This is a genomic window from Flavobacterium sp., assembly GCF_027483985.1.
Lineage (GTDB): Bacteria > Bacteroidota > Bacteroidia > Flavobacteriales > Flavobacteriaceae > Flavobacterium.
In genome coordinates this window covers 55,285-79,253 of the sequence record NZ_JAIXTJ010000024.1, presented here as the reverse complement: position 1 = coordinate 79,253, position 23,969 = coordinate 55,285, and the positions used below count along the sequence as shown (strand labels likewise).

At 32.7% G+C, this 23,969-nt stretch carries 21 protein-coding genes; 15 read left to right on the top strand and 6 right to left on the bottom strand.

The features are described from left to right. The 4 genes from Q0050_RS06045 (at position 1) to Q0050_RS06030 (ending at position 7,711) form a co-directional block, all read left to right on the top strand. Positions 1-1,434 carry an MBOAT family protein gene (locus Q0050_RS06045; protein WP_298393326.1) on the top strand — a complete coding sequence of 478 codons (1,434 nt, stop codon included), beginning with the start codon at positions 1-3 and terminating at the stop codon, positions 1,432-1,434. Next, the gene (locus Q0050_RS06040; protein ID WP_298393324.1) at positions 1,434-2,324 is read left to right on the top strand and encodes a hypothetical protein; all 891 of its coding nucleotides are present in this window, start codon (positions 1,434-1,436) and stop codon (positions 2,322-2,324) included. The genes Q0050_RS06045 and Q0050_RS06040 overlap by 1 nt, the downstream gene beginning before the upstream one ends. After that, the gene (locus Q0050_RS06035; RefSeq protein ID WP_298393322.1) at positions 2,321-5,119 is read left to right on the top strand and encodes an aminopeptidase; all 2,799 of its coding nucleotides are present in this window, start codon (positions 2,321-2,323) and stop codon (positions 5,117-5,119) included. Before Q0050_RS06040 ends, Q0050_RS06035 begins: the two co-directional genes overlap by 4 nt. A gap of 186 nt (positions 5,120-5,305) precedes the next feature. Further along, positions 5,306-7,711 (top strand): thiamine pyrophosphate-dependent enzyme, encoded by a 2,406-nt coding sequence (locus Q0050_RS06030; RefSeq protein WP_298393320.1) that lies wholly within the window; start codon positions 5,306-5,308, stop codon positions 7,709-7,711. A 72-nt stretch (positions 7,712-7,783) separates the two neighbouring features. On the opposite strand, the gene glyA is transcribed toward Q0050_RS06030, so the two are convergent. Continuing rightward, positions 7,784-9,058, bottom strand: a complete 1,275-nt coding sequence (gene glyA, locus Q0050_RS06025) for a serine hydroxymethyltransferase (RefSeq protein ID WP_298393318.1) — start codon at positions 9,056-9,058, stop codon at positions 7,784-7,786. A gap of 113 nt (positions 9,059-9,171) precedes the next feature. Between glyA and fahA the strand changes: the two genes are divergently transcribed. The 4 genes from fahA to Q0050_RS06005 all read left to right on the top strand — a co-directional run bounded on the left by fahA (position 9,172) and on the right by Q0050_RS06005 (position 14,179). Beyond that, complete coding sequence (gene fahA / locus Q0050_RS06020) at positions 9,172-10,455, top strand: fumarylacetoacetase (RefSeq protein ID WP_298393316.1); 1,284 nt, start codon at positions 9,172-9,174, stop codon at positions 10,453-10,455. Positions 10,456-10,522: 67 nt separating this feature from the next. Then, positions 10,523-11,710, top strand: a complete 1,188-nt coding sequence (locus Q0050_RS06015) for a hypothetical protein (RefSeq protein ID WP_298393314.1) — start codon at positions 10,523-10,525, stop codon at positions 11,708-11,710. A gap of 140 nt (positions 11,711-11,850) precedes the next feature. After that, entirely contained in the window at positions 11,851-12,714 is an 864-nt protein-coding gene (locus tag Q0050_RS06010; protein ID WP_298393312.1) for a hypothetical protein, read from the top strand. A gap of 4 nt (positions 12,715-12,718) precedes the next feature. Further along, on the top strand, positions 12,719-14,179 hold the full coding sequence (locus Q0050_RS06005; RefSeq protein WP_298393310.1) for an N-acetylmuramoyl-L-alanine amidase: 1,461 nt from the start codon (positions 12,719-12,721) through the stop codon (positions 14,177-14,179). Positions 14,180-14,236: 57 nt separating this feature from the next. On the opposite strand, the gene ytxJ is transcribed toward Q0050_RS06005, so the two are convergent. Together ytxJ and Q0050_RS05995 are read right to left on the bottom strand one after the other, a co-directional pair. Continuing rightward, complete coding sequence (ytxJ, locus tag Q0050_RS06000; RefSeq protein ID WP_298393309.1) at positions 14,237-14,626, bottom strand: bacillithiol system redox-active protein YtxJ; 390 nt, start codon at positions 14,624-14,626, stop codon at positions 14,237-14,239. A gap of 6 nt (positions 14,627-14,632) precedes the next feature. Continuing rightward, the gene (locus Q0050_RS05995; protein WP_298393308.1) at positions 14,633-15,517 is read right to left on the bottom strand and encodes an archaemetzincin; all 885 of its coding nucleotides are present in this window, start codon (positions 15,515-15,517) and stop codon (positions 14,633-14,635) included. A 303-nt stretch (positions 15,518-15,820) separates the two neighbouring features. Between Q0050_RS05995 and clpB the strand changes: the two genes are divergently transcribed. After that, positions 15,821-18,430, top strand: a complete 2,610-nt coding sequence (gene clpB / locus Q0050_RS05990) for an ATP-dependent chaperone ClpB (protein ID WP_298393307.1) — start codon at positions 15,821-15,823, stop codon at positions 18,428-18,430. Between the two features lie 106 nt (positions 18,431-18,536). Here clpB and Q0050_RS05985 read toward each other — a convergent pair whose 3' ends face one another. After that, a complete protein-coding gene (locus tag Q0050_RS05985; protein ID WP_298393306.1) occupies positions 18,537-18,842 on the bottom strand; it encodes a four-helix bundle copper-binding protein in 306 nt (101 codons plus the stop codon). A gap of 273 nt (positions 18,843-19,115) precedes the next feature. Between Q0050_RS05985 and Q0050_RS05980 the strand changes: the two genes are divergently transcribed. From Q0050_RS05980 to Q0050_RS05960, 5 genes are all read left to right on the top strand, one after another. Next, positions 19,116-19,565 (top strand): GNAT family N-acetyltransferase, encoded by a 450-nt coding sequence (locus Q0050_RS05980; RefSeq protein WP_298393304.1) that lies wholly within the window; start codon positions 19,116-19,118, stop codon positions 19,563-19,565. An 18-nt stretch (positions 19,566-19,583) separates the two neighbouring features. Beyond that, complete coding sequence (locus Q0050_RS05975; protein WP_298393302.1) at positions 19,584-20,105, top strand: hypothetical protein; 522 nt, start codon at positions 19,584-19,586, stop codon at positions 20,103-20,105. Between the two features lie 63 nt (positions 20,106-20,168). After that, positions 20,169-20,627 carry a hypothetical protein gene (locus tag Q0050_RS05970; protein ID WP_298393300.1) on the top strand — a complete coding sequence of 153 codons (459 nt, stop codon included), beginning with the start codon at positions 20,169-20,171 and terminating at the stop codon, positions 20,625-20,627. Between the two features lie 55 nt (positions 20,628-20,682). After that, positions 20,683-21,297, top strand: coding sequence for a hypothetical protein (locus Q0050_RS05965; RefSeq protein WP_298393298.1), 615 nt, complete (start codon positions 20,683-20,685; stop codon positions 21,295-21,297). A gap of 81 nt (positions 21,298-21,378) precedes the next feature. Then, the gene (locus tag Q0050_RS05960; protein ID WP_298393297.1) at positions 21,379-22,170 is read left to right on the top strand and encodes an energy transducer TonB; all 792 of its coding nucleotides are present in this window, start codon (positions 21,379-21,381) and stop codon (positions 22,168-22,170) included. 61 nt (positions 22,171-22,231) lie between these two features. Here the strand turns inward: Q0050_RS05960 and Q0050_RS05955 are convergent, their stop codons facing one another. Continuing rightward, positions 22,232-22,570, bottom strand: a complete 339-nt coding sequence (locus Q0050_RS05955; RefSeq protein WP_298393295.1) for a helix-turn-helix domain-containing protein — start codon at positions 22,568-22,570, stop codon at positions 22,232-22,234. Between the two features lie 110 nt (positions 22,571-22,680). Here Q0050_RS05955 and Q0050_RS05950 point away from each other — a divergent pair, with 110 nt between their 5' ends. Continuing rightward, positions 22,681-23,556, top strand: a complete 876-nt coding sequence (locus tag Q0050_RS05950; protein ID WP_298393293.1) for an SDR family oxidoreductase — start codon at positions 22,681-22,683, stop codon at positions 23,554-23,556. Positions 23,557-23,752: 196 nt separating this feature from the next. Here the strand turns inward: Q0050_RS05950 and Q0050_RS05945 are convergent, their stop codons facing one another. Further along, entirely contained in the window at positions 23,753-23,965 is a 213-nt protein-coding gene (locus Q0050_RS05945; protein WP_298393291.1) for an SHOCT domain-containing protein, read from the bottom strand. Positions 23,966-23,969 lie beyond the last annotated feature (4 nt).

Genomic DNA, 23,969 nt, shown 5'->3' with positions numbered 1-23,969 from the left:
ATGTTTTTCAACTCGTTACATTTTGCCATTTTCCTTCCAATCGTTTTTATAATGTATTGGTTTGTTGGTCATAAATCTAAAATCAATCAGAATTACATCTTGATTTTGGCGAGTTACTATTTCTACTCTTGTTGGGATTGGAGGTTTTTATTTTTATTGGTTTTTTCAACATTATTGGATTATGTATCCGCAATGAAAATCGAACAAAGTAAAACACAATCTGAGCGAAAAATATGGCTTTGGCTTTGTATTTCAATCAATTTAGGTTTTCTAGGAATTTTCAAATATTACAACTTTTTTGCCACATCATTTGCCGAGTTACTGCAAGGCTTTGGACTTTCGGCTAGTCCGATTTTATTGAAATTAATTCTGCCTGTCGGAATTTCGTTTTATACCTTTCACGGTTTGTCATACATCATTGACATTTATTACAACCGCATCAAATCTGAAAAAAACTTTGTTGATTATTCGTTGTTCGTAAGTTATTTTCCACTGCTTGTTGCAGGTCCAATCGAACGAGCTACTCACCTTTTACCACAAATTAAAAGAAGACGAAAATTCAATTTTGAAAAAGCTAAAGAAGGTGTTTATCAAATCATTTGGGGTTTAGTAAAAAAAGTAGTTATTGCCGATTCTTGTGCGATTTATGCCAATGAAATTTTTGATAATTACTCAACAATGAATTCCTTATCCTTAATTTTAGGTGCGATTTATTTCTCTTTTCAAATTTATGGTGACTTTTCAGGATATTCTGATATTGCTTTAGGAACATCTAAATTATTTGGCGTTGACCTACTTAAAAATTTCAATTATCCCTATTTTTCACGCGATATTGCTGAGTTTTGGCGTCGTTGGCACATTTCACTTTCGTCTTGGTTTCGCGATTATTTATACATTCCACTTGGCGGAAGCAAAGGCAATAAACTATTTCAAGTGAGAAATACCTTCATTATCTTTCTTGTAAGTGGTTTTTGGCACGGAGCCAATTGGACGTTTATCATTTGGGGTTTGATTAATGCCTTATATTTTTTACCGCTTTTATTATTAAATAGAAACAGAAAAAACGTCGATGCTTTCACTTTAGGATGGAATATAGAATCGATTAGAATTCTTTTTAATATTACCACAACTTTTGCAATAACTGCCTTGGCTTGGATTTTTTTTAGATCCAAAACCATTACTGATGCGTATAATTATATAATCAGAATGTGTAGCGATTTAAACTTCTCTGAACAATATTTCAGAATTGAGCGTTACAGTCATAACATTATTGCTTTAATTATTATTTTTATTCTTATCGAATGGAATAACCGTCACAAAATCGAACCTATTTCAGGCAGATACAGTTGGGTTAAATTAGGTTTATGCTTAGCAGCAATCTTGGCATTAGGTGTATTTTCAGATTACAAAGAATTTATTTATTTTCAATTTTAATGCGACAGTTTATACAATTTTTATTAAAAGGTTTGGCCATTCTCATTATCACAATGATTGTGCTTGATGTTTTGTACACAACTGTTTACATTCAATCGGAAGCCAGAGATAAGGTAAGTCATATTTTTAAATCTAAAGACAAAAATTTTGATGTAGTATTTCTTGGTTCATCGCGTGTTAACAACCACTTTGTTCCAAAGATTTTCAACGACCAAGGCTACAAAACTTTTAATTACGGAATAACACGTTCACGCCTCGAAGAATCGGCTTTGATGCTAAAACTTATGGTTGAACAAGGTTATAAAATTGATAACCTAATTGTTCAAGTTGATTTAAATATTAATACTAATGATCATTCTGAAGCGATTCGGTCATTGTTTATGCCTTATTTTCATACTTCAAAAACTATAAGAAATCACTACAAAGAAATACCTGAATATAACAAACTACTCTTCATTCCGTTTTATAGATACATGCATTATGACGCTCGAGTTGGCTTCAGAGAATTGTATCAAACTATCATCCAAAAACGCACAAATGCTTTAGATAGAGATGGATTTTATCCTTTAATGACTGATAAAAGACCAATGGTAGCAGCAGATTTATCTAAATATTATCCGAAAAAGAATAAGGCTTATGACGAGATCAAAGCAATTTGTAAAAAGAATAATATCAAACTCATTGCGATGACTACACCAATGTGTATGGAAACCATCAACAGAGATTATTTTAATCATATTAACGAAATTTATCCAGAAATCCGTAGATTTGAGAATCTTGTAACCGAAGATAAATATTTTTCAACCTGCGGACATATGAATAAAGATGGAGCAGAACAATTTACAAGAGCAATTTTTAATAAACTATTTAAACCCAAATCTAAAACTTGAAAAATGTAACCTACTTATTTCTTTTATTTAGTATTTTTTCGTTTTCGCAACACCATTCTAAACTTGTAGTTGATGTTGATAACGAAAAGAAAACACTTAGTGTATATCAAGAATTAACCTATTTCAATCAATCGACAGAAGTCCTAAATTCGATTATATTAAACGATTGGAATAATGCTTATTCTGATAGAAATAGTCCGTTAGGAAAACGCTTTTCAGATGAGTTTGTAAGAAGCTTTCATTTAGCATCTGATAGAGAACGTGGTGCAACAAATACCCTTACCATAATTGATGAAACAAAATCAATTTTAACCTGGAATAGACTCGAAAATCAACCTGATTTAGTCGAAATCGTTTTGAAAGAACCTATTTTACCCAACCAAAAAAAAACCTTTACGCTTTCTTACATCTTAAAAATTCCGGACGATAAATTCACTCGCTACGGATTTAATTCTCAAAACGGAATGGCTCTAAAAAATTGTTTTCTAACACCAGCCGTTTATGAAAATAAAATGTTTAAAACTTATAGTAATTTAAATATTGATGATGCATCCAATGCATTGTCGGATATTGATTTACAAATTACCACCAACAATAATCAAGTGGTTAGCGATTTGGTTTTAGACAAAAAAGAAAACAATACTTATTATTTTTCTGGAAAAAATTGTCAGTATCTAAACCTTTATATGGAAGATAAAACCACTTTTATGAGTTTTAAAAATGGTGATTTAGATATTGTTACAAATTTAGAAGATAAAAAAGTAAGCGACATCAACAAAGCCTTGATTGTAGATAAAGTACTAACCTACGTTGAAGAAAATTTAGGAAAATATCCCAAATCTAAAATATCAGTTTCTCAAGTTGATTATGACCTAAATCCGTTTTATGGTTTGAATCAATTGCCTTCATTCATCAGTCCGTTTCCAGATGAGTTTATTTATGAATTAAAATTTCTAAAAACGTTTTTAAACAATTACTTAAAATCTACACTTCTTTTAGACTCGAGAAAAGACAATTGGATTTTTGATGCGATTCAAATTCATTTTATGATGAAATATATTGATGAGCATTATCCTGATGCCAAAATGATGGGTTCAGTTGCTAAATTAAAATTAATAAAAGGATATCGTTTGGTTTCTTTAGATTTTAACGAACAGTATAGTTATTTCTATATGCTTATGGCGCGTAAAAACTTAGACCAACCACTCGGAAATCCTAAAAATACATTGATAAAATTTAATGAAAAAATTGCTTCAAAATATAGAGCAGGGTTAAGTTTTAGATATCTATCAGATTATATTGGTGAAGAAACTTTGAAGAAAAGTATTCGTGAGTTCATCCTAACAGCAAATACTAATTATACTAACAGCGATAAATTTCAAACTATAATTCAAAACAATACTCCCAAAAAAACAGATTGGTTTTTTAATACGATAATCAATTCTAGAGCTATTGTCGATTATAAATTTGATGAAGTTTCGAAAACAAATGATAGCGTCTCTTTTACACTCAAAAATAAAACCGATGTAACCGTTCCCATTCCAGTTTATGGGATAAAAAACAAACAAATCGTTTTTAAAGAATGGATTGATAATCCTAAAACCGATTCTACCTATACTTTTAAACGATATAATGCTGATAAAATCGTACTAAATTACAAGAATATCGTTCCCGAATACAATCAACGTAATAACTGGAAATCACTAAAACCATTTAGATTAAGCAATCGTCCGATTAAGTTTAATTTGATGAAAGACCTTGAAGATCCTAATTACAATCAAGTGTTATATGTACCAACACTTGAATACAATTATTATGACGGATTTATTCCTGGAATAAACTTTCACAACAAAACCATTTTAGATCGTCCGTTTACTTTTGATGTAAATCCATCATTTTCAACAAAAACACAAGATATTTCTGGAAGTTTCTCTTTTGTTGTTAATCAATTCAATCGAGACAGTAATCTGTTTTTAATTCGATATGGTTTTAGCGGAAGCACCTTTCATTATGCACCCGATGCTTATTATCAAAAAGTAAATCCGTTTGTAATTTTCCGATTTAGAGAAGACGATTTAAGAAGCAATCAAGGAAAGAATATTGTACTAAGACAAGTTTATGTAAATCGCGAACCTAGTCAATTTGTTAAAAATACTTTTGAAGGCAACTACTCTATTTTTAATGCGCGTTTTAATAGTAGTAAAGTCGAAATTACGAAAGCATTTGCCTATTCAACCGATTTACAATTGGGTTCTCAATTCGGAAAAACTTCGGCTAGTTTGACTTTTAGAAGACTATTTGATAACAACCGTCAAGTCAACTTGCGCGTTTATGCTGGTCTTTTTTTATATAACAAATCAGAAAGTAATTATTTTAATTTCGCATTGGATCGTCCAACGGACTATTTGTTTGATTACAACTATTTAGGTCGTTCTGAAAGTACTGGGTTGTTTAGTCAACAATTTATAGAAGCCGAAGGCGGATTCAAATCTAAGTTATCAAATCCTTTTTCAAACCAATGGATTACAACACTTAATGCCAGTTTTAATATTTGGAATTGGGTTGAAATCTACAGCGATTTTGGTTTTCTAAAAAACAAACAACAAGATGCCAGATTTGTCTACGACAACGGTATCCGATTAAATTTGGTAACCGATTTCTTTGAGCTTTATTTTCCGGTTTATTCTAACAACGGTTGGGAAGTTTCTCAACCAAAATACACCGAAAAAATACGATTTATTATTGCATTTAGCCCAAAATCTTTAGTAGGATTATTTACTCGAAAATGGTTTTAATTATCAATTTTTAAAACATTTTTTTGATAAATTAAACTAAATTTAGGTATTTTTATAAAGATTCTATATCCAAAACTGAATATGACGCCTATAATTTGTCAATAATTAAATTATATTTTTTTCACAGAATTATAATTATAACTACTTTTTCATTAAATTTGTTTCATAAGAAATTCCATTCCAGTCATGACCGAAACACAAAACAAAGTCGAAATTACTTTTGAAGATTTTAAAACCGAAGTCTTAAATGATTATAAAATTGCAGTAACCAGTAGAGAATGTAGTCTTTTAGGAAGACGAGAAGTCCTTACCGGAAAAGCCAAATTTGGAATTTTTGGTGACGGAAAAGAAGTACCACAACTGGCTCTTGCAAAAGCGTTTAAAAATGGTGACTTCCGTTCAGGTTATTACCGCGATCAAACTTTTATGATGGCTATTGGAGCAATGAATATCGAACAATTCTTTGCAGGATTATATGGTCACACTGACATCAATTTTGATCCAATGAGTGCTGGTCGTCAAATGGGCGGACACTTTGCAACGCATTCGCTTGACGAAAATGGAAAATGGAACAACCTTACACAACAAAAAAACTCAAGTGCTGATATTTCTCCAACCGCAGGACAAATGCCTAGATTATTGGGATTAGCACAAGCTTCAAAAATATTTAGAAACGTAAAAGGATTAGAAGATAAAACCAATTTTTCCATCAAAGGAAATGAAGTTGCTTGGGGTACAATTGGTAACGCATCTACATCAGAGGGTTTATTTTTTGAAACGATTAACGCTGCTGGTGTACTTCAGGTGCCAATGGTTATGAGCGTTTGGGATGACGAATACGGAATTTCAGTGCACGCAAGACATCAAACTACCAAAGAAAATATATCTGAAATTCTAAAAGGATTTCAACGCGACGAAAATGCAAACGGATTTGAAATTATGACCGTAAAAGGTTGGGATTATCCATCATTAGTGGCTACTTATGAAAAAGCAGCAGCTGTAGCAAGAGAAGAACACGTTCCAGTACTTATTCACGTTCAAGAATTGACACAACCTCAAGGACATTCGACTTCTGGAAGTCACGAACGTTACAAAAATGCAGAACGATTGGCTTGGGAAACCGAATTTGATTGCTTGTCGCAAATGCGCAATTGGGTGATTGAAAATAATTTGGCTACAAACGAAGAATTAGAAGCTATCGATAACCAAATTAAAAAAGAAGTTTTAGAAGGTAAAAAAGCGGCTTGGAATGCCTTTGTTACTCCAATGAAAGAGGAACAGAAAGAACTTGTTACTTTATTAAATACGGTAGCTAGTACTAGCGAAAATAAAATCTTTATTGAAAAAATAGCCACTGATTTAGCAGCAATTAAAGAACCAATTCGTAAAGAAATCATTTCGACCGCTCGAAAAGTGTTGCGAATGGTTATCAATGAATCAGGTAAAGCACAACTTGCAACTTGGATTACCAATTATACTAATAAAATTCAACCTAAATTTAGTTCGCATTTGTTTTCAGAATCTGAAGATAATGTTATTAGTGCCAAAGAAATACTTCCAACCTATGATGAATCAGCCGAAGAAGTAGATGCTCGTTTGGTGTTGAGAGACAACTTTGATGCCATATTTGCTAAATATCCTGAAAGTCTAATTTTTGGTGAAGATGCTGGAAATATTGGCGATGTTAACCAAGGACTTGAAGGAATGCAAGAAAAATATGGTGAACTTCGTGTAGCTGATGTCGGAATTCGAGAAGCAACCATCTTAGGGCAAGGAATTGGTATGGCAATGCGCGGATTGCGTCCGATTGCCGAAATTCAATATTTAGATTATTTGTTGTATGCCATTCAAATTATGAGTGACGATTTAGCAACATTACAATACAGAACAGCAGGAAGACAAAAAGCACCTGTAATTATTAGAACACGTGGTCATCGTTTAGAAGGCGTGTGGCATTCGGGTTCACCAATGGGAATGATTATCAATGCCATTAGAGGAATTCACGTTTTAGTTCCAAGAAATATGACTAAAGCGGCTGGATTCTACAATACATTATTAGAAAAAGACGAACCTGCTTTAGTGGTTGAATGTTTGAACGGTTACCGATTGAAAGAAAAAATGCCAACCAATTTAGGCGAATTCAAAACTCCTATTGGTGTTGTAGAAACCATAAAAGAAGGAAGTGACATTACTTTAGTGTCTTATGGTTCAACTTTAAGATTAGTTGAACAAGCTGCGAAAGAATTAGAAACTGTTGGAATAAGTGCAGAAATCATTGATATTCAGTCATTATTACCATTTGATATCAATCACGATATTGTAAAAAGTGTTGCCAAAACGAATCGTTTGTTAGTTATTGATGAAGACGTTCCTGGTGGAGCAAGTGCTTATATTTTACAAGAGATTGTAGAGGTTCAAAATGCATACAAACATTTGGATAGCGCACCTCAAACGCTTGCATCAAAACCACACCGACCAGCTTATGGAACTGATGGTGACTATTTCTCTAAACCATCGATTGAAGATATTTTTGAGAAAGTTTATGCGATGATGCACGAAGCTAATCCTTCAAAATTTAAGAGTTTGTATTAAGCTTTAGAAATTGTAAAAAAAAAGACCTTTGCACAATCACAAAGGTCTTTTTATTTATAATAAATTTAATTTCTAGAAAACGAACATCGCTCGTTCGCTCATCATTTCGTTAACCTCATCGGCAACTTGTTCAATAATTTCTTCGTTAGTGTGATTCATCAAAACTCTATCGATAAATTCTACTACAGTTTCCATATCTTCTTCAACCAAACCTCTTGTTGTAATTGCTGGAGTTCCAATACGAATTCCAGACGTTACAAATGGTGATTTATCATCAAATGGGACCATATTTTTATTCACCGTAATTTCAGCTTTTACAAGGGCATTTTCAGCTTCTTTTCCGGTAATATTTTTGTTTCTTAAGTCGATCAACATCATGTGGTTGTCAGTTCCACCAGAAATTAAATGATATCCTCTTTTATTGAAAGCTTCGGCCATTGCTTTAGCATTTTTCTGTACTTGCATAGCATATCTGAAGAATTCGTCTGTAAGACATTCTCCAAAAGCAACCGCTTTCGCGGCAATAACATGCATCAATGGTCCACCTTGATTTCCGGGAAAAACCGACATATCTAAAATGTGAGACATCATTCTGATTTCACCTTTCGGAGTTTTTAATCCCCACGGATTTTCAAAATCTTTACCCATCAAAATCATTCCACCTCTCGGTCCACGTAATGTTTTGTGAGTTGTAGTTGTAACAATATGACAGTGCGGAATTGGATCATTCATCAATCCTTTAGCAATTAATCCTGCTGGATGCGAAATATCGGCCAATAGCAAAGCTCCAACAGAATCGGCAATTACTCTAAAACGTTCAAAATCCATATCACGACAATAAGCCGATGCACCAGCAATAATCATTTTTGGTTGCTCTTTAGTAGCTATAGCTTGAATTTTATCATAATCAAACTGTCCAGTTTCTGGCTCAACACCATAAAAAGATGGAGTATATAATTTACCAGAAAAATTCACTGGTGAACCGTGAGTCAAATGACCACCGTGAGACAAATCAAAACCTAAAATTTTATCGCCAGGTTGCAAGCAAGCAGCAAAAACAGCAGTATTTGCTTGTGAACCTGAGTGAGGTTGCACGTTGGCATATTCAGCTCCAAATAATTGTTTAGCTCTATCAATAGCTATTTGCTCTACAATATCAACTACTTCACAACCGCCGTAATAGCGTTTTCCGGGATATCCTTCGGCATATTTGTTAGTCAAACAAGAACCCGCAGCTTCCATTACTTGGTCACTAACAAAGTTTTCTGAGGCAATCAGCTCAATTCCATGTATTTGTCTGTCTTGCTCATCAAGAATTAAATCAAAAATTTGTTCGTCGCGTTGCATTTTATATAATTTTTCGTTAAAAACTTTCCAAAATTACGAAATATGTTTGTCAAATAAATTCTAAATGATATATTTGATTACATTTTTTTCAACAACAAATCAACAACCCACATATGCCAAATATAGCTAACGACCCAACGAGAAAATCGTGGATTAATGTTCCAGAAAACAGTGATTTTCCTATTCAAAATATTCCATTTGGTGTCTTTTTAACCAAAGAAGATGTAATTACAATTGGAACCCGAATTGGTGATAGTGCCATTGATATGGGTGCTTTACAACAACTAGGCTACTTTGAAGGCATCGAATTGACCGACGATATGTTCATGCAAGACACGCTAAACGATTTCATATCTGATGGAAAGAAGACTTGGCGTTTAGTAAGAAATCGTTTGGCAGAATTATTTGATGTTAATAATCCGAAATTAAGAGATAATGTTGACCATCGTGAGGTTGTTATCTTCAATTTGAGCGATATCGAAATGCTTTTACCAGTTCAAATTGGTGATTATACCGATTTTTATTCTAGTAAAGAACACGCAACCAATGTTGGAAAAATGTTTCGTGATCCAGAAAATGCTTTACTTCCTAATTGGCTGCATATTCCGGTTGGTTATCACGGTAGAAGTTCTACTATTGTTCCTTCGGGAATTCCGGTTCACAGACCAATGGGACAAACATTACCAAACGGTGAAACTACACCAGTATTCGGACCTTCAAGATTGGTAGATTTTGAATTAGAAACTGCTTTCATCACAACCGATGCCAACATAATGGGAGAAAACATTCCAGTAACAGAAACCGAAGATTATATTTTCGGAATGGTTTTGTTAAACGATTGGAGCGCAAGAGATATGCAAAAATGGGAATATGTGCCACTTGGACCGTTTTTAGCCAAAAACTTTGCATCATCAATCTCTCCTTGGATAGTAACAATGGATGCATTAGAACCTTTTAGAGTCAAAGGTCCGAAACAAGAACCAACACCACTTCCCTATTTACAACAAAAAGGAAAACACGCTTATGATATTAATTTAGAAGTTTATATCGAACCAGAAAATGTTGCTCCAAAATTGGTTTCTAAATCTAATTTTAAGTATATGTATTGGTCAATGAGTCAACAATTAGCACATCACACCTCTAATGGTTGTAGGGTTAATTCGGGCGATATGATGGGTTCTGGAACTATTTCTGGACCAACAGAAGACAGTTACGGGTCGATGTTGGAATTAACTTGGAGCGGACAAAAACCTATCAAAATGAATGATGGCACCGAACGTAAATTCATTAATGATAATGACACCGTGACGTTTAAAGGATATTGTCAAAACAGTACGGTTCGTATTGGTTTTGGTGAAGTTTCCAGCAAATTATTACCGCCTTTTGTAAGAAGTTAAAATTTTTATCTTAGTTAAATTTTATAGATCATATTGATTAAAAATAACATCATTTCAATTCGTAAACATGCGAAAGAACATTCTATTATTTTTTGTAACTTTTTTATTGATAACCTCTTGTGGTGTGAGGCAAACCAGAGAATCGTTATCAGTAGGTGATTATGACAGTGCGATTCAAACAGCAACTGAAAACCTTAGAAATAGAAAAGATGCCAAAGGCAAACAAGATTACATTTACCTATTAGAAGAAGCATTTGCTAAAGCTAAAGAACGTGATTTGCAAAATATTAAGCTATGGTTTAAAGATGCCAATCCAAGTAATACAGAGAAAATTTACACTACTTATGTCAATTTAAATAATCGACAAGAGCTTATAAAACCTTTATTACCGCTTCGTTTACTTAAAGAAGGACGTAATGCTATTTTTCCGTTTGATGATTATTCTGATCAAATAGTAAATAGTAAAAATGCCTTTGCAAAACACTTATATGATAATTCTAAAGCACTTTTAGTAACTAAAGACAAAATGAATTTCCGACGTGCTTATGACGATTTAATTTATTTAAATACGCTTTCGCCAAATTTTAAGGACGTTAATGCACTGATCAACGAAGCGCAACTTAAAGGAACCGATTATGTTAGCGTTTACACAAAAAACGAAACTAATATGGTCATTCCAATTCGATTGCAAAATGATTTATTAGATTTTAGCACTTTCGGTTTAAACGATAAATGGACTGTTTACCACAGTAATAAAGTCAAAGGTGTTGCTTATGATTATGGCTTAATAGTTAACTTTCGTCAAATAAATATTTCTCCTGAACAAGTAAAAGAGAAAGAATTCCAAAAAGAAAGACAAGTAAAAGACGGAACAAAACCACTTTTAGACGCTAACGGAAATCAAGTTAAAGACGAAAAAGGCAATCCGATTAGAGTAGATAATTTCAAAACGGTTAGAGCAACTGTCTATGAATTTAGACAACTAAAATCAACACAAGTAGTCGCTAAAGTAGATTATATCGATTTTAGAAATAACCAATTAATAGAAACATTTCCGCTGTCTAGCGAATTTATTTTTGAGCATATTTATGCCAGATATAATGGTGACCGAGCTGCGTGTGATGACAATTATATTTCCTATTTTGATAAAAGAGCGGTTCCTTTTCCGAGTAACGAACAAATGGTTTATGATACTGGAGAAGACTTAAAAGCTAAATTAAAAGATATTATAGTTAGAAATAAATTCAGAAGATAAATTCAGATTTCCTAAGATATAAAAACGCATTTGATATAAAATTCAAATGCGTTTTTTTTATTATATTTTGTTAATAATTTATTAATCAGACTAATTACAACAAATTGTATATTTACGATTATTAACTAATCTTAAAACTTATGAAAAAACAATTTCTTTCAATTTTACTACTTCTATTGAGTATATCATTGGGATTTGCACAAAAAATGGTGGATTCAAAACAAATTCCCATCAATGGTTTTTTTTCGAATCCTGTAGTGTCTCCTGATGGTCAATTCGCCCTTTTGACTGGCGAACATTATCACGGCGTCTTTTTATTAAATTTAAGTTCAAACGAAGTTAAAGAAATATCCAATGCCGAAGGAAGCGGCTACGGTTACAGTTGGGACAGTGATAGTTCTAAATTTTATTTTAAACAAAAAGAAAAAAATGAATTTAATAATGATGCAAAAGTCTACAGTTTTACTCTAAAAAATGAAAAGTTAAGTGTAGTAGAAAATATCAAAAACAATTACTTACCATCATTTTCTGGTATGGATACTAAAAAACAAAAAAATGTAATTGTTTACACTAATCTCAACACCTTAAAAATAGAAGCAACCGATTTAGTAACCAAAGAAAAATGGGAAGTTACTAAAGACGAAGGTCAATTTTATAACGCAATACTATCTAATGATGGTTCAAAAATTGCCGTTCATAACGGTTCATCAATCTACATCTATGACATCAAAGGAACTGGAATTGGAAAAAAAATTGGTACAGGTTTAGTTACCTCTTGGTCTAAAGACGATCGCTATCTAATTGGTTTTTTGGATGAAAGTAGTGATGGACATTCGGTTACTAATTCAGAATTATATCTTTTTGATACCGTTAGTAATAAAGAAATCAAACTAACTTCTACTGAAAATAATTTTGAAATGTTTCCTTATCTCTATGATAAAAACAAAATTATTTATGCTGATGATAAAAGTGGGCATCTTTTTATATCAAATTTAAAATTCTAATGCTATGAAAAAAATATTATACATACTCGTAACTTTATTTTGTGCAAACTTACATTCCCAAATTGTTGTAATTGATCCAGGTCACGGTTATGGTGCAACAACATCAAATAATCCGGATGGTAGAACAGCAACCGAAATAGAAACTGCATTAGCGGTAGGTTTAAAAACTAGAACTTTAATTCAAAATAGCTGCACTTCTTGGACCGTACAAATGACGCGAACTACAAATTTGAACAGCTGGATTTCTGTAACACAAAGAGCAACAATGTCAAATAATTGGAATGCCGATCGATTACTGAGCATTCACTGTAACGCTGGTGGCGGAACAGGAACAGAGACTTTTTATTGTACGACAGATGATACAACCACTGCGCCTGATATTGCATTTGCACAAAAAATCCAGGCAGATATGGTAACCAATGGAGCTTTTAACAATAGAAGATGTGTTGAAGATAATAGTTTTTTAGGATATCATTTAGGAGTGCTACGATACTCTAATGCTACAGGATGTCTAAACGAAATAGGTTTTGTTGATAATACAGCTGATGCTGCAAAACTTACAAGTGATTCGTGGCGAGATTCATTTGCTCAAGCTTATTTTAATTCTTTAAAATCTAGTTTGAATCTTACTTGCGCTTCAACTCCTGGTGCTTTTACTTTAACAGCAACACCTGAATGCAGTGGTACAACAAGCAGAATTAATTTAACTTGGACAGCTTCTGCAAATGCAACTGGTTATGATATTTATAGAAATGGTTCTTTGTATGCCAGTAATATTACAGGAACTCAATACCTAAATACTTTTGTAACTAGTGGCACATCCTATACGTACTATGTAAAAGCCATAAATAGTGTTGGTTCAACTAACAATTCTAACGGAACGTTATCACGAACAGCAGTAACTTGTGCTCCAGGCGCTTTTACGGCAAATGCAACTCCAACTTGTAGCGGTTCAACTAGTGCAATAAATGTAACTTGGACAGCATCGGCTAATGCAACATCGTATGATATTTACAGAAACGGAAATTTATATGCAAGCGATGTTACTGGAACTTCGTTCTTAAACACTTATTTAATCACCGCAGGAACAACTTATACGTATTATGTAAAAGCTAAAAACAGTGTTGGTACCTTAAATAATTCAAACGGAAACAGATCTGCAACTGCAACAGCTTGTGCTGCAAGAATGAGTAATAGTACCAATGTGACTAACGCAAAAGAAATAACTCTTTTTCCAAATCCTGCTCAAAATGAAATCAATATTATAGTTGAAAACACTTTAAATGAAGAGATATTCATTGAAATATATGATTTAACAGGAAAATCGGTATTTACTTCCTCGTTTATTTCAAAAGAAAGTAATCTACAAAAAACTGTAGATATTTCGCAATTTTCGGTTGGTACTTACTTTGTAAAAACAACGGTCGGTGGCGAAGAATTTATCAAACAAATAATAAAGAAGTAAAATAATCTCAAATACAAAAAAACGCATTTGACTTTTATATCAAATGCGTTTTTCTATTTAGATAACAAACCGTTCCAAAAATTTCGCGTCAATATCATCGTGCGAGGTTGAAAAAATAACTTTCCCATTTTTAATCAAAAGAATTTGAGGTGATTGGTGTACTACTTCAAATTGACTTGCAATAGCATTGGATATATCGCGATAATTAAGTAAATCTAGAAAATAAGGAATTATTTGTTCTTTTAATTCAAATTCATTTTCAAATTGTTTCAAAACCATTCTGCTTATGCTGCATCGTGTGCTGTGTTTGAATATCAAAACTGCCGTTTCGTTTGATAAATCAATAATTTCATTCAACTGACCTAAATCAGTTAATTGCCTCCACTCTATTTTGGATTGCTTCGGAGCTTCATCGTTTGCTCCAAATATATTTTTAAATAAACTCATATTTAATTATTTTATGGCATCTAATTGCTTCTGCAAAATGGCTGCGTCAAAGTACAACTGATGTTTTTCCAAAAATACAATTAATTCTTGTAATCGTTGAACATCCTTAAATTTAAAATTCCAAGAAAGTTTTGTCAAGCATTCGGAACATAATGCATTAGGTCTTCTGTCCGATTCACCCAAATTATTTACACCATTCATTAGACACATTCCATTTATGCAATGACTGACTTTAAACATGTGCGCAATTTCGTGAGAAGAGGTTTTTATCAAACGACTCAAACACTTAGAATAATTTTCACCATTCAAAATTGCCTCCGAAAAGCGGTGCATTGAAGTAACGCCTGTTCGTTCCGAATAACTTGCTAATCCAAATACAAAATTCCACGATTTTTGCGGATACAAATCCTTTGCCGTCAATGCCATAATTACAATACCGTCACTTGGCAATTCATCTGGTAAAAAATTGTGAGTCAAATAAGATGCATCTAATTGTTCCGTTCCAAATTCCATTCGTCTTCTATCTTTTGGAACAAAGTCATCCGAAATTGCTTGTAATGTTTTGACTTTCAAACCAAAGAAAAGATGCAAATACTCCGCATTAAAATCTACCATCTTTGATTCCCATTCGGTAAATGTTCCAATCGGTAGAATATAAATACAATCCGAATCAACATCAACATCAATTGGATTTTTTGCAAGAAATTGATTGAATGTTTGTCCTTTTTCCTCGTGTTGCGTCAACCAATCGCCAGGAAACGTGTCTAATTTAACATCTAAAGCCGCCAATTTCTTGTAGTTTTCAATTAGTTGCTCTTGCTTAATTTCTTTATTCTTGTCTTTACAAGATATAAAAAGTATAAAAATGGTAAGAATCAATAACTGCCTCATTAGTTTTCTTTTTCTTATAACTACATAATTCAAAAATTAGTGTAAATAAACAGAAGAATTGTCATTTGCTAAGACAAAATGTCGTAACTTTAATAGTGTTCCATGCTCAAAATCAGTCATTTTGTCCTACAATTAGGATTGGAACGCATATTGTCGATTAGTAACAAAATCGATTTTTTTCGCCGAGCTTGTCGAAGTAAAAAAGTCAATTTCAAAAACAAACAACTAACCATAAACAACTAACTATAAACAACTAACTATAAACAACAAACAATAAACAGTTAAAAACAAATATCAAAAAATATGAACATAAATAAATTCACCATCAAATCGCAAGAAGCACTGCAACAAGCACAGCAAATTACACAAAGTTTTGGGCAACAACAGCTCGAAAACGAACATATTTTAAAAGGCATTTTGGAAGTCGATGAAAATGTAACTCCTTTTATTCTGAAAAAACTCAATGTCAATGTAGAACTATTCAAAAAAATATTGGACAGTACCATTCAAAGTTTTCCGAAAGTTTCGGGTGGCGAAATTATGTTTTCGCGTGACGCATCCACAACCGTAAACGAAGCAGAAATTATCGCCAAAAAAATGAACGACGAATTTGTTTCAATTGAACATTTAATTCTGGCCATTTTCAAATCAAAGAGTAAGGTAGCTCAAATTTTAAAAGACCAAGGCGTAACAGAAAAAGGTTTGCAAGCAGCGATTTCAGAAATCAGAAAAGGCGAACGAGTTACCTCAGCATCAGCCGAAGAAACTTATAATGCTTTAAACAAATATGCTAAAAACCTCAACGAACTGGCTAGAACAGGCAAACTTGATCCTGTAATTGGTCGCGACGAAGAAATTCGTAGAGTATTGCAAATTTTAACGCGTCGTACAAAAAACAATCCGATGTTAGTCGGAGAACCAGGTGTTGGTAAAACTGCCATTGCCGAAGGTTTAGCACATCGAATCGTTGACGGCGATGTTCCTGAAAATTTAAAAGACAAAATCGTTTTCTCTCTCGATATGGGCGCACTTATTGCTGGAGCAAAATACAAAGGTGAATTCGAAGAACGACTAAAATCGGTAGTAAAAGAAGTAACTTCTGCTGAAGGCGATATCGTACTTTTTATTGACGAAATCCATACGCTGGTTGGTGCTGGCGGTGGCGAAGGTGCAATGGATGCTGCCAATATTTTAAAACCAGCATTGGCTCGTGGCGAATTACGCGCGATTGGCGCAACAACTCTAGACGAATATCAAAAATATTTCGAAAAAGACAAAGCGCTTGAAAGACGTTTTCAAAAAATTATTGTTAACGAACCCGATACAGAAAGTGCCATCTCCATTTTGCGTGGTATCAAAGAAAAATATGAAACCCATCACAAGGTTCGAATCAAAGACGAAGCTATTATTGCAGCTGTAGAATTATCGCAACGTTATATTACCAATCGTTTTCTTCCTGATAAAGCCATTGATTTAATGGACGAAGCGGCATCTAAATTGCGGATGGAAATCAATTCAAAACCCGAAGAATTAGATGTTTTGGATAGAAAGATTATGCAATTGGAAATAGAAATTGAAGCGATTAAACGTGAGCAAGATGAAACCAAACTTAAAGTCCTTGGTTTGGATTTGGCTAATTTAAAAGAAGAACGCAACGAGATTTATACCAAATGGAAATCAGAAAAAGATGTTGTAGACACTATCCAAAACGTCAAACAAGAGATTGAAGATTTCAAAACCGAAGCCGAACAAGCTGAGCGAAATGGTGATTATGGTAAAGTTGCCGAATTACGTTACGGAAAAATTAAAGAAGCCCAAAAACGTTTAGACGCTTTACAAACTCAATTAGCCGAAAATCAATCGGGAACTTCCTTGATTAAAGAAGAAGTAACTCGGGAAGACATTGCAGAAGTCGTAGCCAAATGGACAGGTATTCCGGTGATGAAAATGTTGCAAGGCGAAAGAGAAAAACTTTTGAAACTTGAAGACGAATTACACCAAAGAGTTGTCGGACAAGAAGAAGCCATTGAAGCCATCAGTGATGCTGTGCGCAGAAGTCGTGCTGGTTTACAAGATATGAAGAAACCAATAGGTTCGTTTTTATTCCTTGGAACAACTGGTGTCGGAAAAACTGAATTAGCCAAAGCACTTGCCGAATATCTATTTGACGACGAAAATGCGATGACTCGAATTGATATGAGTGAATATCAAGAACGTCATTCGGTTAGCCGATTAGTTGGTGCACCTCCAGGATATGTAGGTTATGATGAAGGAGGACAATTGACCGAAGCCGTTCGAAGAAGACCGTATTCTGTAATTTTATTAGACGAAATTGAAAAAGCTCATCCAGATACTTTTAATATTTTATTACAAGTGCTTGACGAAGGACGTTTAACAGATAATAAAGGACGTTTGGCCGATTTCAAAAATACGATTATAATTATGACTTCTAATATGGGAAGTGCTATAATACAAGAAAAATTTGAAAATCTCAAAGGCGGAATTGAAGCGGCAACCGAAGCTGCAAAAATTGAAGTCTTAGGTTTATTAAAACAAACGGTTAGACCTGAGTTTATAAATAGAATTGATGAAATTGTTCTTTTCACGCCTTTAACCAACGCCAACATCAGGCAAATTGTTGGATTACAATTAAAAAGCGTAACCAAAATGTTAGCACATCAAAACATTACAATGGACGCCACGCCAGAAGCAATTGATTATTTAGCACTAAAAGGTTACGATCCGCAATATGGTGCACGACCTGTAAAAAGAGTAATCCAGAGAGAAGTGTTGAATCAACTAAGTAAAGAAATTTTAGCAGGAAAAGTAACGACAGATAGTATTATTTTGCTAGACAGTTTTGACGGCAAATTAGTGTTCCGAAATCAAAACGAGGAAGTAATTATGGATTAAAAATTAATTATTACGAAATTCATAATTTTTTATTCGTAATTGTATACAGTTGAATTAGACCTAATAGGATTTAAAACCTGTTAGGTCTTTTCTTTTTCTATGAACCTTATTGAGCGCAAACTTCTGCACATTTTTCACAAGCTTCTGCACAAGCTTTACAACTATCGTGGTGCGTTGCGTGTTTACGACATTCATCTGCGCAAGCCTTACAAACTTTAGCACACAACGCACAAAGGTCTTCGGCAAATCTAGAATCTCTTGCACACAACCTCGCACACAATGTACAAATATCTGCACAATCACGACATAACATATTACATTCTTGATTACCATTTTTTATGCAATCGTTGATACACGCTTCGCAGGTATTTACACAAGCAAAGCAAGCTGAAATACAATCCTTTTTATTCATATCTTTTTGTTTTAATTGTTAGTTAAATCACAAGTCAATCAGGATTCAGATGCCTTTTTGAAGCAAAAAATTATTGACAAAATGATTAACGTGAAGGTACTTTAATTAATAGGCTAACAATTACAAAATCAGCACAAAGAGTTATATAAATTACATACCAATGAATAAATCAACTTAAAAGAACTCCTAAATTTCTTTGATTTGCATTTGTAAAAAAATACCATTTAAATCCTTTCATTTTTTTAGTATCTTTGAGAAAATGACCGTACAAAAATGACCATACAAAAAGCCAATAGTAGCGACCACGAAATACTCACTCAAATCACCAAAAAGTCGAAAGCATTTTGGGGTTACTCTGAAGATTTGCTGCTGGTTTGGAATGATGCGCTTACCATCACGCAAGAATACATTAACACGCATCAAGTTTTTTCATTTAAAGTTGATGATAAAATTGTAGGTTACTATTCGTACATTTTGGAAGCGGAAGACAATATCAAACTCGATAATCTATTTCTCCTACCCCAATTTATTGGCAAAGGTTTTGGGAGTTTACTTCTAGCTGATTTTTTAAAACGCATTCAAAACCAAAACCATAAAAGAATATATCTAGAATCTGAACCTTATGCAGAAGGCTTCTACAAAAAACACGGATTTCAAACTATTGGCAAACTAGAAACTGCTATTCAAGGCAGATTTATGCCAGTGATGGAAATAATAAAATAATTCAGATACTATATCGACATGAAAAAAGTTGGAATATTACTTATAACAATTTTTATTTCTGTGCTTTTAGCATCATTATACGGAGCCTTGCACGACCAAATAACATATTCAATTTCTAGCGAATATTTCACTATTTATAAATTTGACCAATTTGGTTTTCAAGATTGGGGAAACCAAAATCCGCGACTAACAACAGCATTGATCGGTGTTTTAGCAACTTGGTGGGTTGGATTATTCATAGGGATTTTTCAAGGTTTAGTTGGTTTGATTCACAACGATTATAAATTAATGTTGAACTATGTTTTAAAAGCAATTTTCATCACATTAGGTATAACAATTATCTTTGGCATCATAGGTTTTTTAGTAGAATACTTTAACCCTGCAACTTATAATAACTGTTGTTTCCCTTATTCAATAAATGATGGGAAAAATTTTAAAATTGTTGGATCCATTCACAATTATGGATATGTTGGTGGCGAAATCGGCGCATTCGTTGGTATTGTTTATCAAATAATTATGAAAAAAAAAGAATTAAAATAGTACCCGAAAATTACAACGTAAAACATCCATTTTTATATTTTACCAAATTTTAAATAGCAACTTATGACTTATCTCAGCTACAAACCTGAATTATTTGGTATTAAACTATTTATTTTGATAGTGATACTTCTTGCTTATTTAATCTTAAAATATGCAAATAATAAAGAACAAAATAAAATAAACAGCATTGTTCGTCAAGAAATTAACCAATTCAAATCGGAAAGTATAAAGTCAACCATCAACTTTTCTGAAATTGAATTCTTTTCTAATTCTTGGAAGAAAAGTATCGTAGTTGGCAGTGGTTTGAATACAAGGGAAGAACTCATAGACGTTCACGAAAACACCTTATTGATTAGAAAAGTCATCAACAATAGTACCTATGACATTAAAGTTGAAATCGAAATGGAACCAACTACATTAAAGATGAAAATAGCTATGAAAAACGATATTGATTTTTATTACAATCCAAAAAACCCTAACGAATATCATATTGATTTTAGTTTTCTTGGTCAACCTTCTTAAAAACTCTTTCCTTCATATTTAAAGTTTTTTTATACTTTTACAATAAAGATGACAAATGAAAAAAGCTATTAACATTTTAATAAATATTGGCGCATTAATTTTTCTTTGGTGTATAATCGAATGGAATTATATGCCCTATTTATTCGTATTTGTTTTGATAGCGATTGCAATTTACAATTACAAATCTGCAATGAAATCCATTAAAATTAGTTCTACTATAAGTGACGGTTTGCGCTCTAAAAAAATGAATATTAGTTTATTTACCTATTTAATTCTCTTCTTTCTTATCAAGGAATTATACCAAAATGGATTTGCTGATTTATATTATTTAACCATTTTGCTTTTATTAGGTTTAATTTGTAACATCGAATCATATTTGAATAACAAGCATCAAAAAATAGTATTTTATATTGAAGGTCATAAACTACATTCTAATGAAACTTTTCCTTCAGAAAGGAATATCCAAGAGCTTATCGCAGTTAATTTTCATTTTGTCGGAAATTATTATGTTTTAGTCTTTGAAAATAAATCTTCCTTAACAATATACAGAAATGAATTTATAACTTTAGAATTAAATAATTTTATTAATCAGATTCTTTCTAAAAGTTCTCAAAATGTAAAAGTAGCATATGAAGCAAAAGAAAAACTACAATTACATAATATCATTTAGACCTGCTCAAAAAGCATTTATATTTTACAAATGATTCGTAAAACTTTTTGTTTTTCCCTACTTTTACCTCAAATATATCCTATGAAAAAATATAATGTTCTATTAATGCTATTGTTGTTTGTTGCAGAAGTTTCAGCGCAATCTGATATTGTAATAGCGAAAAGAGATTCCATTTTTTATAGAAATGAAAGCGGCTTTATTGTTAAAACCCATAGAAATAAAGCCGAAGGTTATGGCCTTCTTGAGACAATGAATCCCAATATTTATGTCCATAAAATTTACTATTTGCATACCGAGAATTTGATGGCCGCCTATGAAGTTTATGACAAACCAAGTGCAAATAACAAAAATAATGTAAGCGCAACTTTACCAATTAAAAACGGAATCTACGAGGAATGGTATAACAGCGGTGAGAAAAAAATAAACTGCTTTTATACTGAAAATAAACTCAATGGCGAATTCAAAGTTTTCCATAAAAATGGTAAATTAAAACGACTGGAACTTTGGCAAAATGGTGAATGGCAAAATGGTGAATGCTTTGATGAACACGGAAATAAAATACAATATTGCTCTTATCAAGAATTGGCTGAATATAATGGTGGTTTACCCGAATTATACAAGTTTATAGGTCAAACCTTGGTCTATCCAAAAGAAGCCTTAAACAATGACATTCAAGGAGTCGTTTATGTAAGTTTCATCATTGATACCGATGGCTCAATTACAAATGCAAAAATTATCAAAAGTGTTCATAAACAATTAGACAATGAAGCTTTAAGAATTGTAAATGAAATGCCAAAATGGAAACCTACAAAATTTGAAGGTGAATTTGTACAAACAGAATTTGCTTTGCCCATTAATTTTAGAATTGAATAATATATTTACTTCAAAATATTATACTTCAACAACCTAAAAAACAACTTGTTAATACCAATTTTTAAGAACGTTTATTAAGTATGTTTTCATTTCCCCACTTTTCCATTTCTGAAAGAATTGGAGTCATACTTAAACCTAGTTCTGATAAAGAATATTCAACTCTGGGCGGAATTTCATTAAATTGTTTTCTAATTATCAAGTTATCTTCTTCGAGTTCTCTTAATTGATCGGTTAATACTTTTCTAGAAATCGAAGGTATTCGCGCAGCAATTTCGCCAAATCTACGCGTGCCAGATCGAAGACAATACAATAAAATTGGTTTCCATTTTCCACCAATTAATTCAAGCATTGCTGCCACTGGACATTGAATTATATCGCTATTTTTTTCTTTAGTTACCATTTTGTTACCACTTATTTTACAGTTACCAAAAGGTAACGAGTTACTTTTTAAAACTATTATTAGTTACTTTGTGTAACAAAAGTAAATATAAATTTAAAAATAACAAAAAAATGATTTTAGTAACAGGAGCATCTGGTCATTTTGGTACTGCAACCATCAACTTTTTAATCGAAAAAGGAATCGAAGCAACTACCATTAAAGCCTTAGTAAGAAACGAAACTGCAGCTGATGCATTCAAAAAAATTGGTGTAGGCGTTGCCATTGGTGATTATGACGATTATGATTCGCTTGTGAGCGCTTTTAAGAATGTAGAAAAACTTCTATTAGTATCAGGAAGCGATGTGATGCAACGACTTTCTCAGCATCAAAACGTGATTAATGCTGCTAAAGAAGCAAATGTTAAACACTTAGTTTACACAAGTTTTCAACGTAAAAATGAAACCGAAACTTCACCACTTTGGATTGTAGCACAATCGCATATTCAAACAGAAAAATGGATCAAAGAAAGCGGCATTGCTTATACTATTTTAAAAAATAATCTTTATATGGATTTTCTGCCTGGTTTTATTGGTGAAAAAGTAGTAGAAACTGGAGCAATTTATGTACCTGCAGAAAATGGTAAAGTTAGTGCTGTTTTGCGTTCAGAAATGGCCGAAGCGGCAGCAACAATACTCGCAACTTCGGGACATACTGGAAAAGAATATAATTTTACAAACTCTGAAGCGGTTTCTTATCAAGATATGGCACAGATAATTTCAGATGTTACAGGCGTGACGATTAGCTACAATTCGCCGACAGTTGATGCATATGAAAAAACAATGAGTAATTACGGAATGCCAGCAGAGGTAATCGGAATATTTTCAAGTTTTGCAAAAGCTCAAGCGGAAGGCGAATTAGACCTTGAAAGTTCTGATTTAGAAGTGTTGCTTGGCAGAAAACCTGTTTCAACAAAAGATTTCCTAAGTAATTTACACGGACAAAAATAACAGGTTTAGATTTTATACTTAAAAAATGTAAATGATTGAGATACTATCTTAAATCTAAATCTGTTTCATTCAAAACTTCTAAATCAAAAGTGAGTCTGTAAAAGATTATTTTATGGACTCACTTTTTTAGAATTTATTATAGCTAAATAAAAAAACTGCTCCATTTCTAGAGCAGTTAACCAATAAAAAACTAAAACTATTTTTCAATCAACTTTTTCTTTTGCTCGTATTCTTCAAGTTTAATTTTACCTAAAGCGAGTTGTTTGTTCAAAATATCTAAAGCTGAATCTTTTCTTCTTCGTTCACCAGGAATAGCATAAGGCGTTGCAAAAATCCAAAAAAGAACTACAACCCATAGTATCCACCAAATTATGTCCATTCCCAAAAAAGGATAACTATTATATTTCATAACT

Excerpts from the sequence above, each read along its gene's own strand:
- Q0050_RS06010 (WP_298393312.1), top strand. The coding sequence starts at position 11,851 with ATGAAAAAACAATTTCTTTCAATTTTACTACTTCTATTGAGTATATCA.
- Q0050_RS06030 (WP_298393320.1), top strand. The coding sequence starts at position 5,306 with ATGACCGAAACACAAAACAAAGTCGAAATTACTTTTGAAGATTTTAAA.
- Q0050_RS05995 (WP_298393308.1), bottom strand. The coding sequence starts at position 15,517 with ATGAGGCAGTTATTGATTCTTACCATTTTTATACTTTTTATATCTTGT.
- fahA (WP_298393316.1), top strand. The coding sequence starts at position 9,172 with ATGCCAAATATAGCTAACGACCCAACGAGAAAATCGTGGATTAATGTT.
- Q0050_RS06045 (WP_298393326.1), top strand. The coding sequence starts at position 1 with ATGTTTTTCAACTCGTTACATTTTGCCATTTTCCTTCCAATCGTTTTT.
- Q0050_RS05975 (WP_298393302.1), top strand. The coding sequence starts at position 19,584 with ATGAAAAAAGTTGGAATATTACTTATAACAATTTTTATTTCTGTGCTT.
- clpB (WP_298393307.1), top strand. The coding sequence starts at position 15,821 with ATGAACATAAATAAATTCACCATCAAATCGCAAGAAGCACTGCAACAA.
- Q0050_RS06005 (WP_298393310.1), top strand. The coding sequence starts at position 12,719 with ATGAAAAAAATATTATACATACTCGTAACTTTATTTTGTGCAAACTTA.
- Q0050_RS05965 (WP_298393298.1), top strand. The coding sequence starts at position 20,683 with ATGAAAAAAGCTATTAACATTTTAATAAATATTGGCGCATTAATTTTT.
- Q0050_RS05945 (WP_298393291.1), bottom strand. The coding sequence starts at position 23,965 with ATGAAATATAATAGTTATCCTTTTTTGGGAATGGACATAATTTGGTGG.
- glyA (WP_298393318.1), bottom strand. The coding sequence starts at position 9,058 with ATGCAACGCGACGAACAAATTTTTGATTTAATTCTTGATGAGCAAGAC.
- Q0050_RS05960 (WP_298393297.1), top strand. The coding sequence starts at position 21,379 with ATGAAAAAATATAATGTTCTATTAATGCTATTGTTGTTTGTTGCAGAA.
- Q0050_RS05955 (WP_298393295.1), bottom strand. The coding sequence starts at position 22,570 with ATGGTAACTAAAGAAAAAAATAGCGATATAATTCAATGTCCAGTGGCA.
- Q0050_RS05950 (WP_298393293.1), top strand. The coding sequence starts at position 22,681 with ATGATTTTAGTAACAGGAGCATCTGGTCATTTTGGTACTGCAACCATC.
- Q0050_RS05980 (WP_298393304.1), top strand. The coding sequence starts at position 19,116 with ATGACCATACAAAAAGCCAATAGTAGCGACCACGAAATACTCACTCAA.
- Q0050_RS06015 (WP_298393314.1), top strand. The coding sequence starts at position 10,523 with ATGCGAAAGAACATTCTATTATTTTTTGTAACTTTTTTATTGATAACC.
- Q0050_RS05970 (WP_298393300.1), top strand. The coding sequence starts at position 20,169 with ATGACTTATCTCAGCTACAAACCTGAATTATTTGGTATTAAACTATTT.
- Q0050_RS05985 (WP_298393306.1), bottom strand. The coding sequence starts at position 18,842 with ATGAATAAAAAGGATTGTATTTCAGCTTGCTTTGCTTGTGTAAATACC.
- ytxJ (WP_298393309.1), bottom strand. The coding sequence starts at position 14,626 with ATGAGTTTATTTAAAAATATATTTGGAGCAAACGATGAAGCTCCGAAG.
- Q0050_RS06040 (WP_298393324.1), top strand. The coding sequence starts at position 1,434 with ATGCGACAGTTTATACAATTTTTATTAAAAGGTTTGGCCATTCTCATT.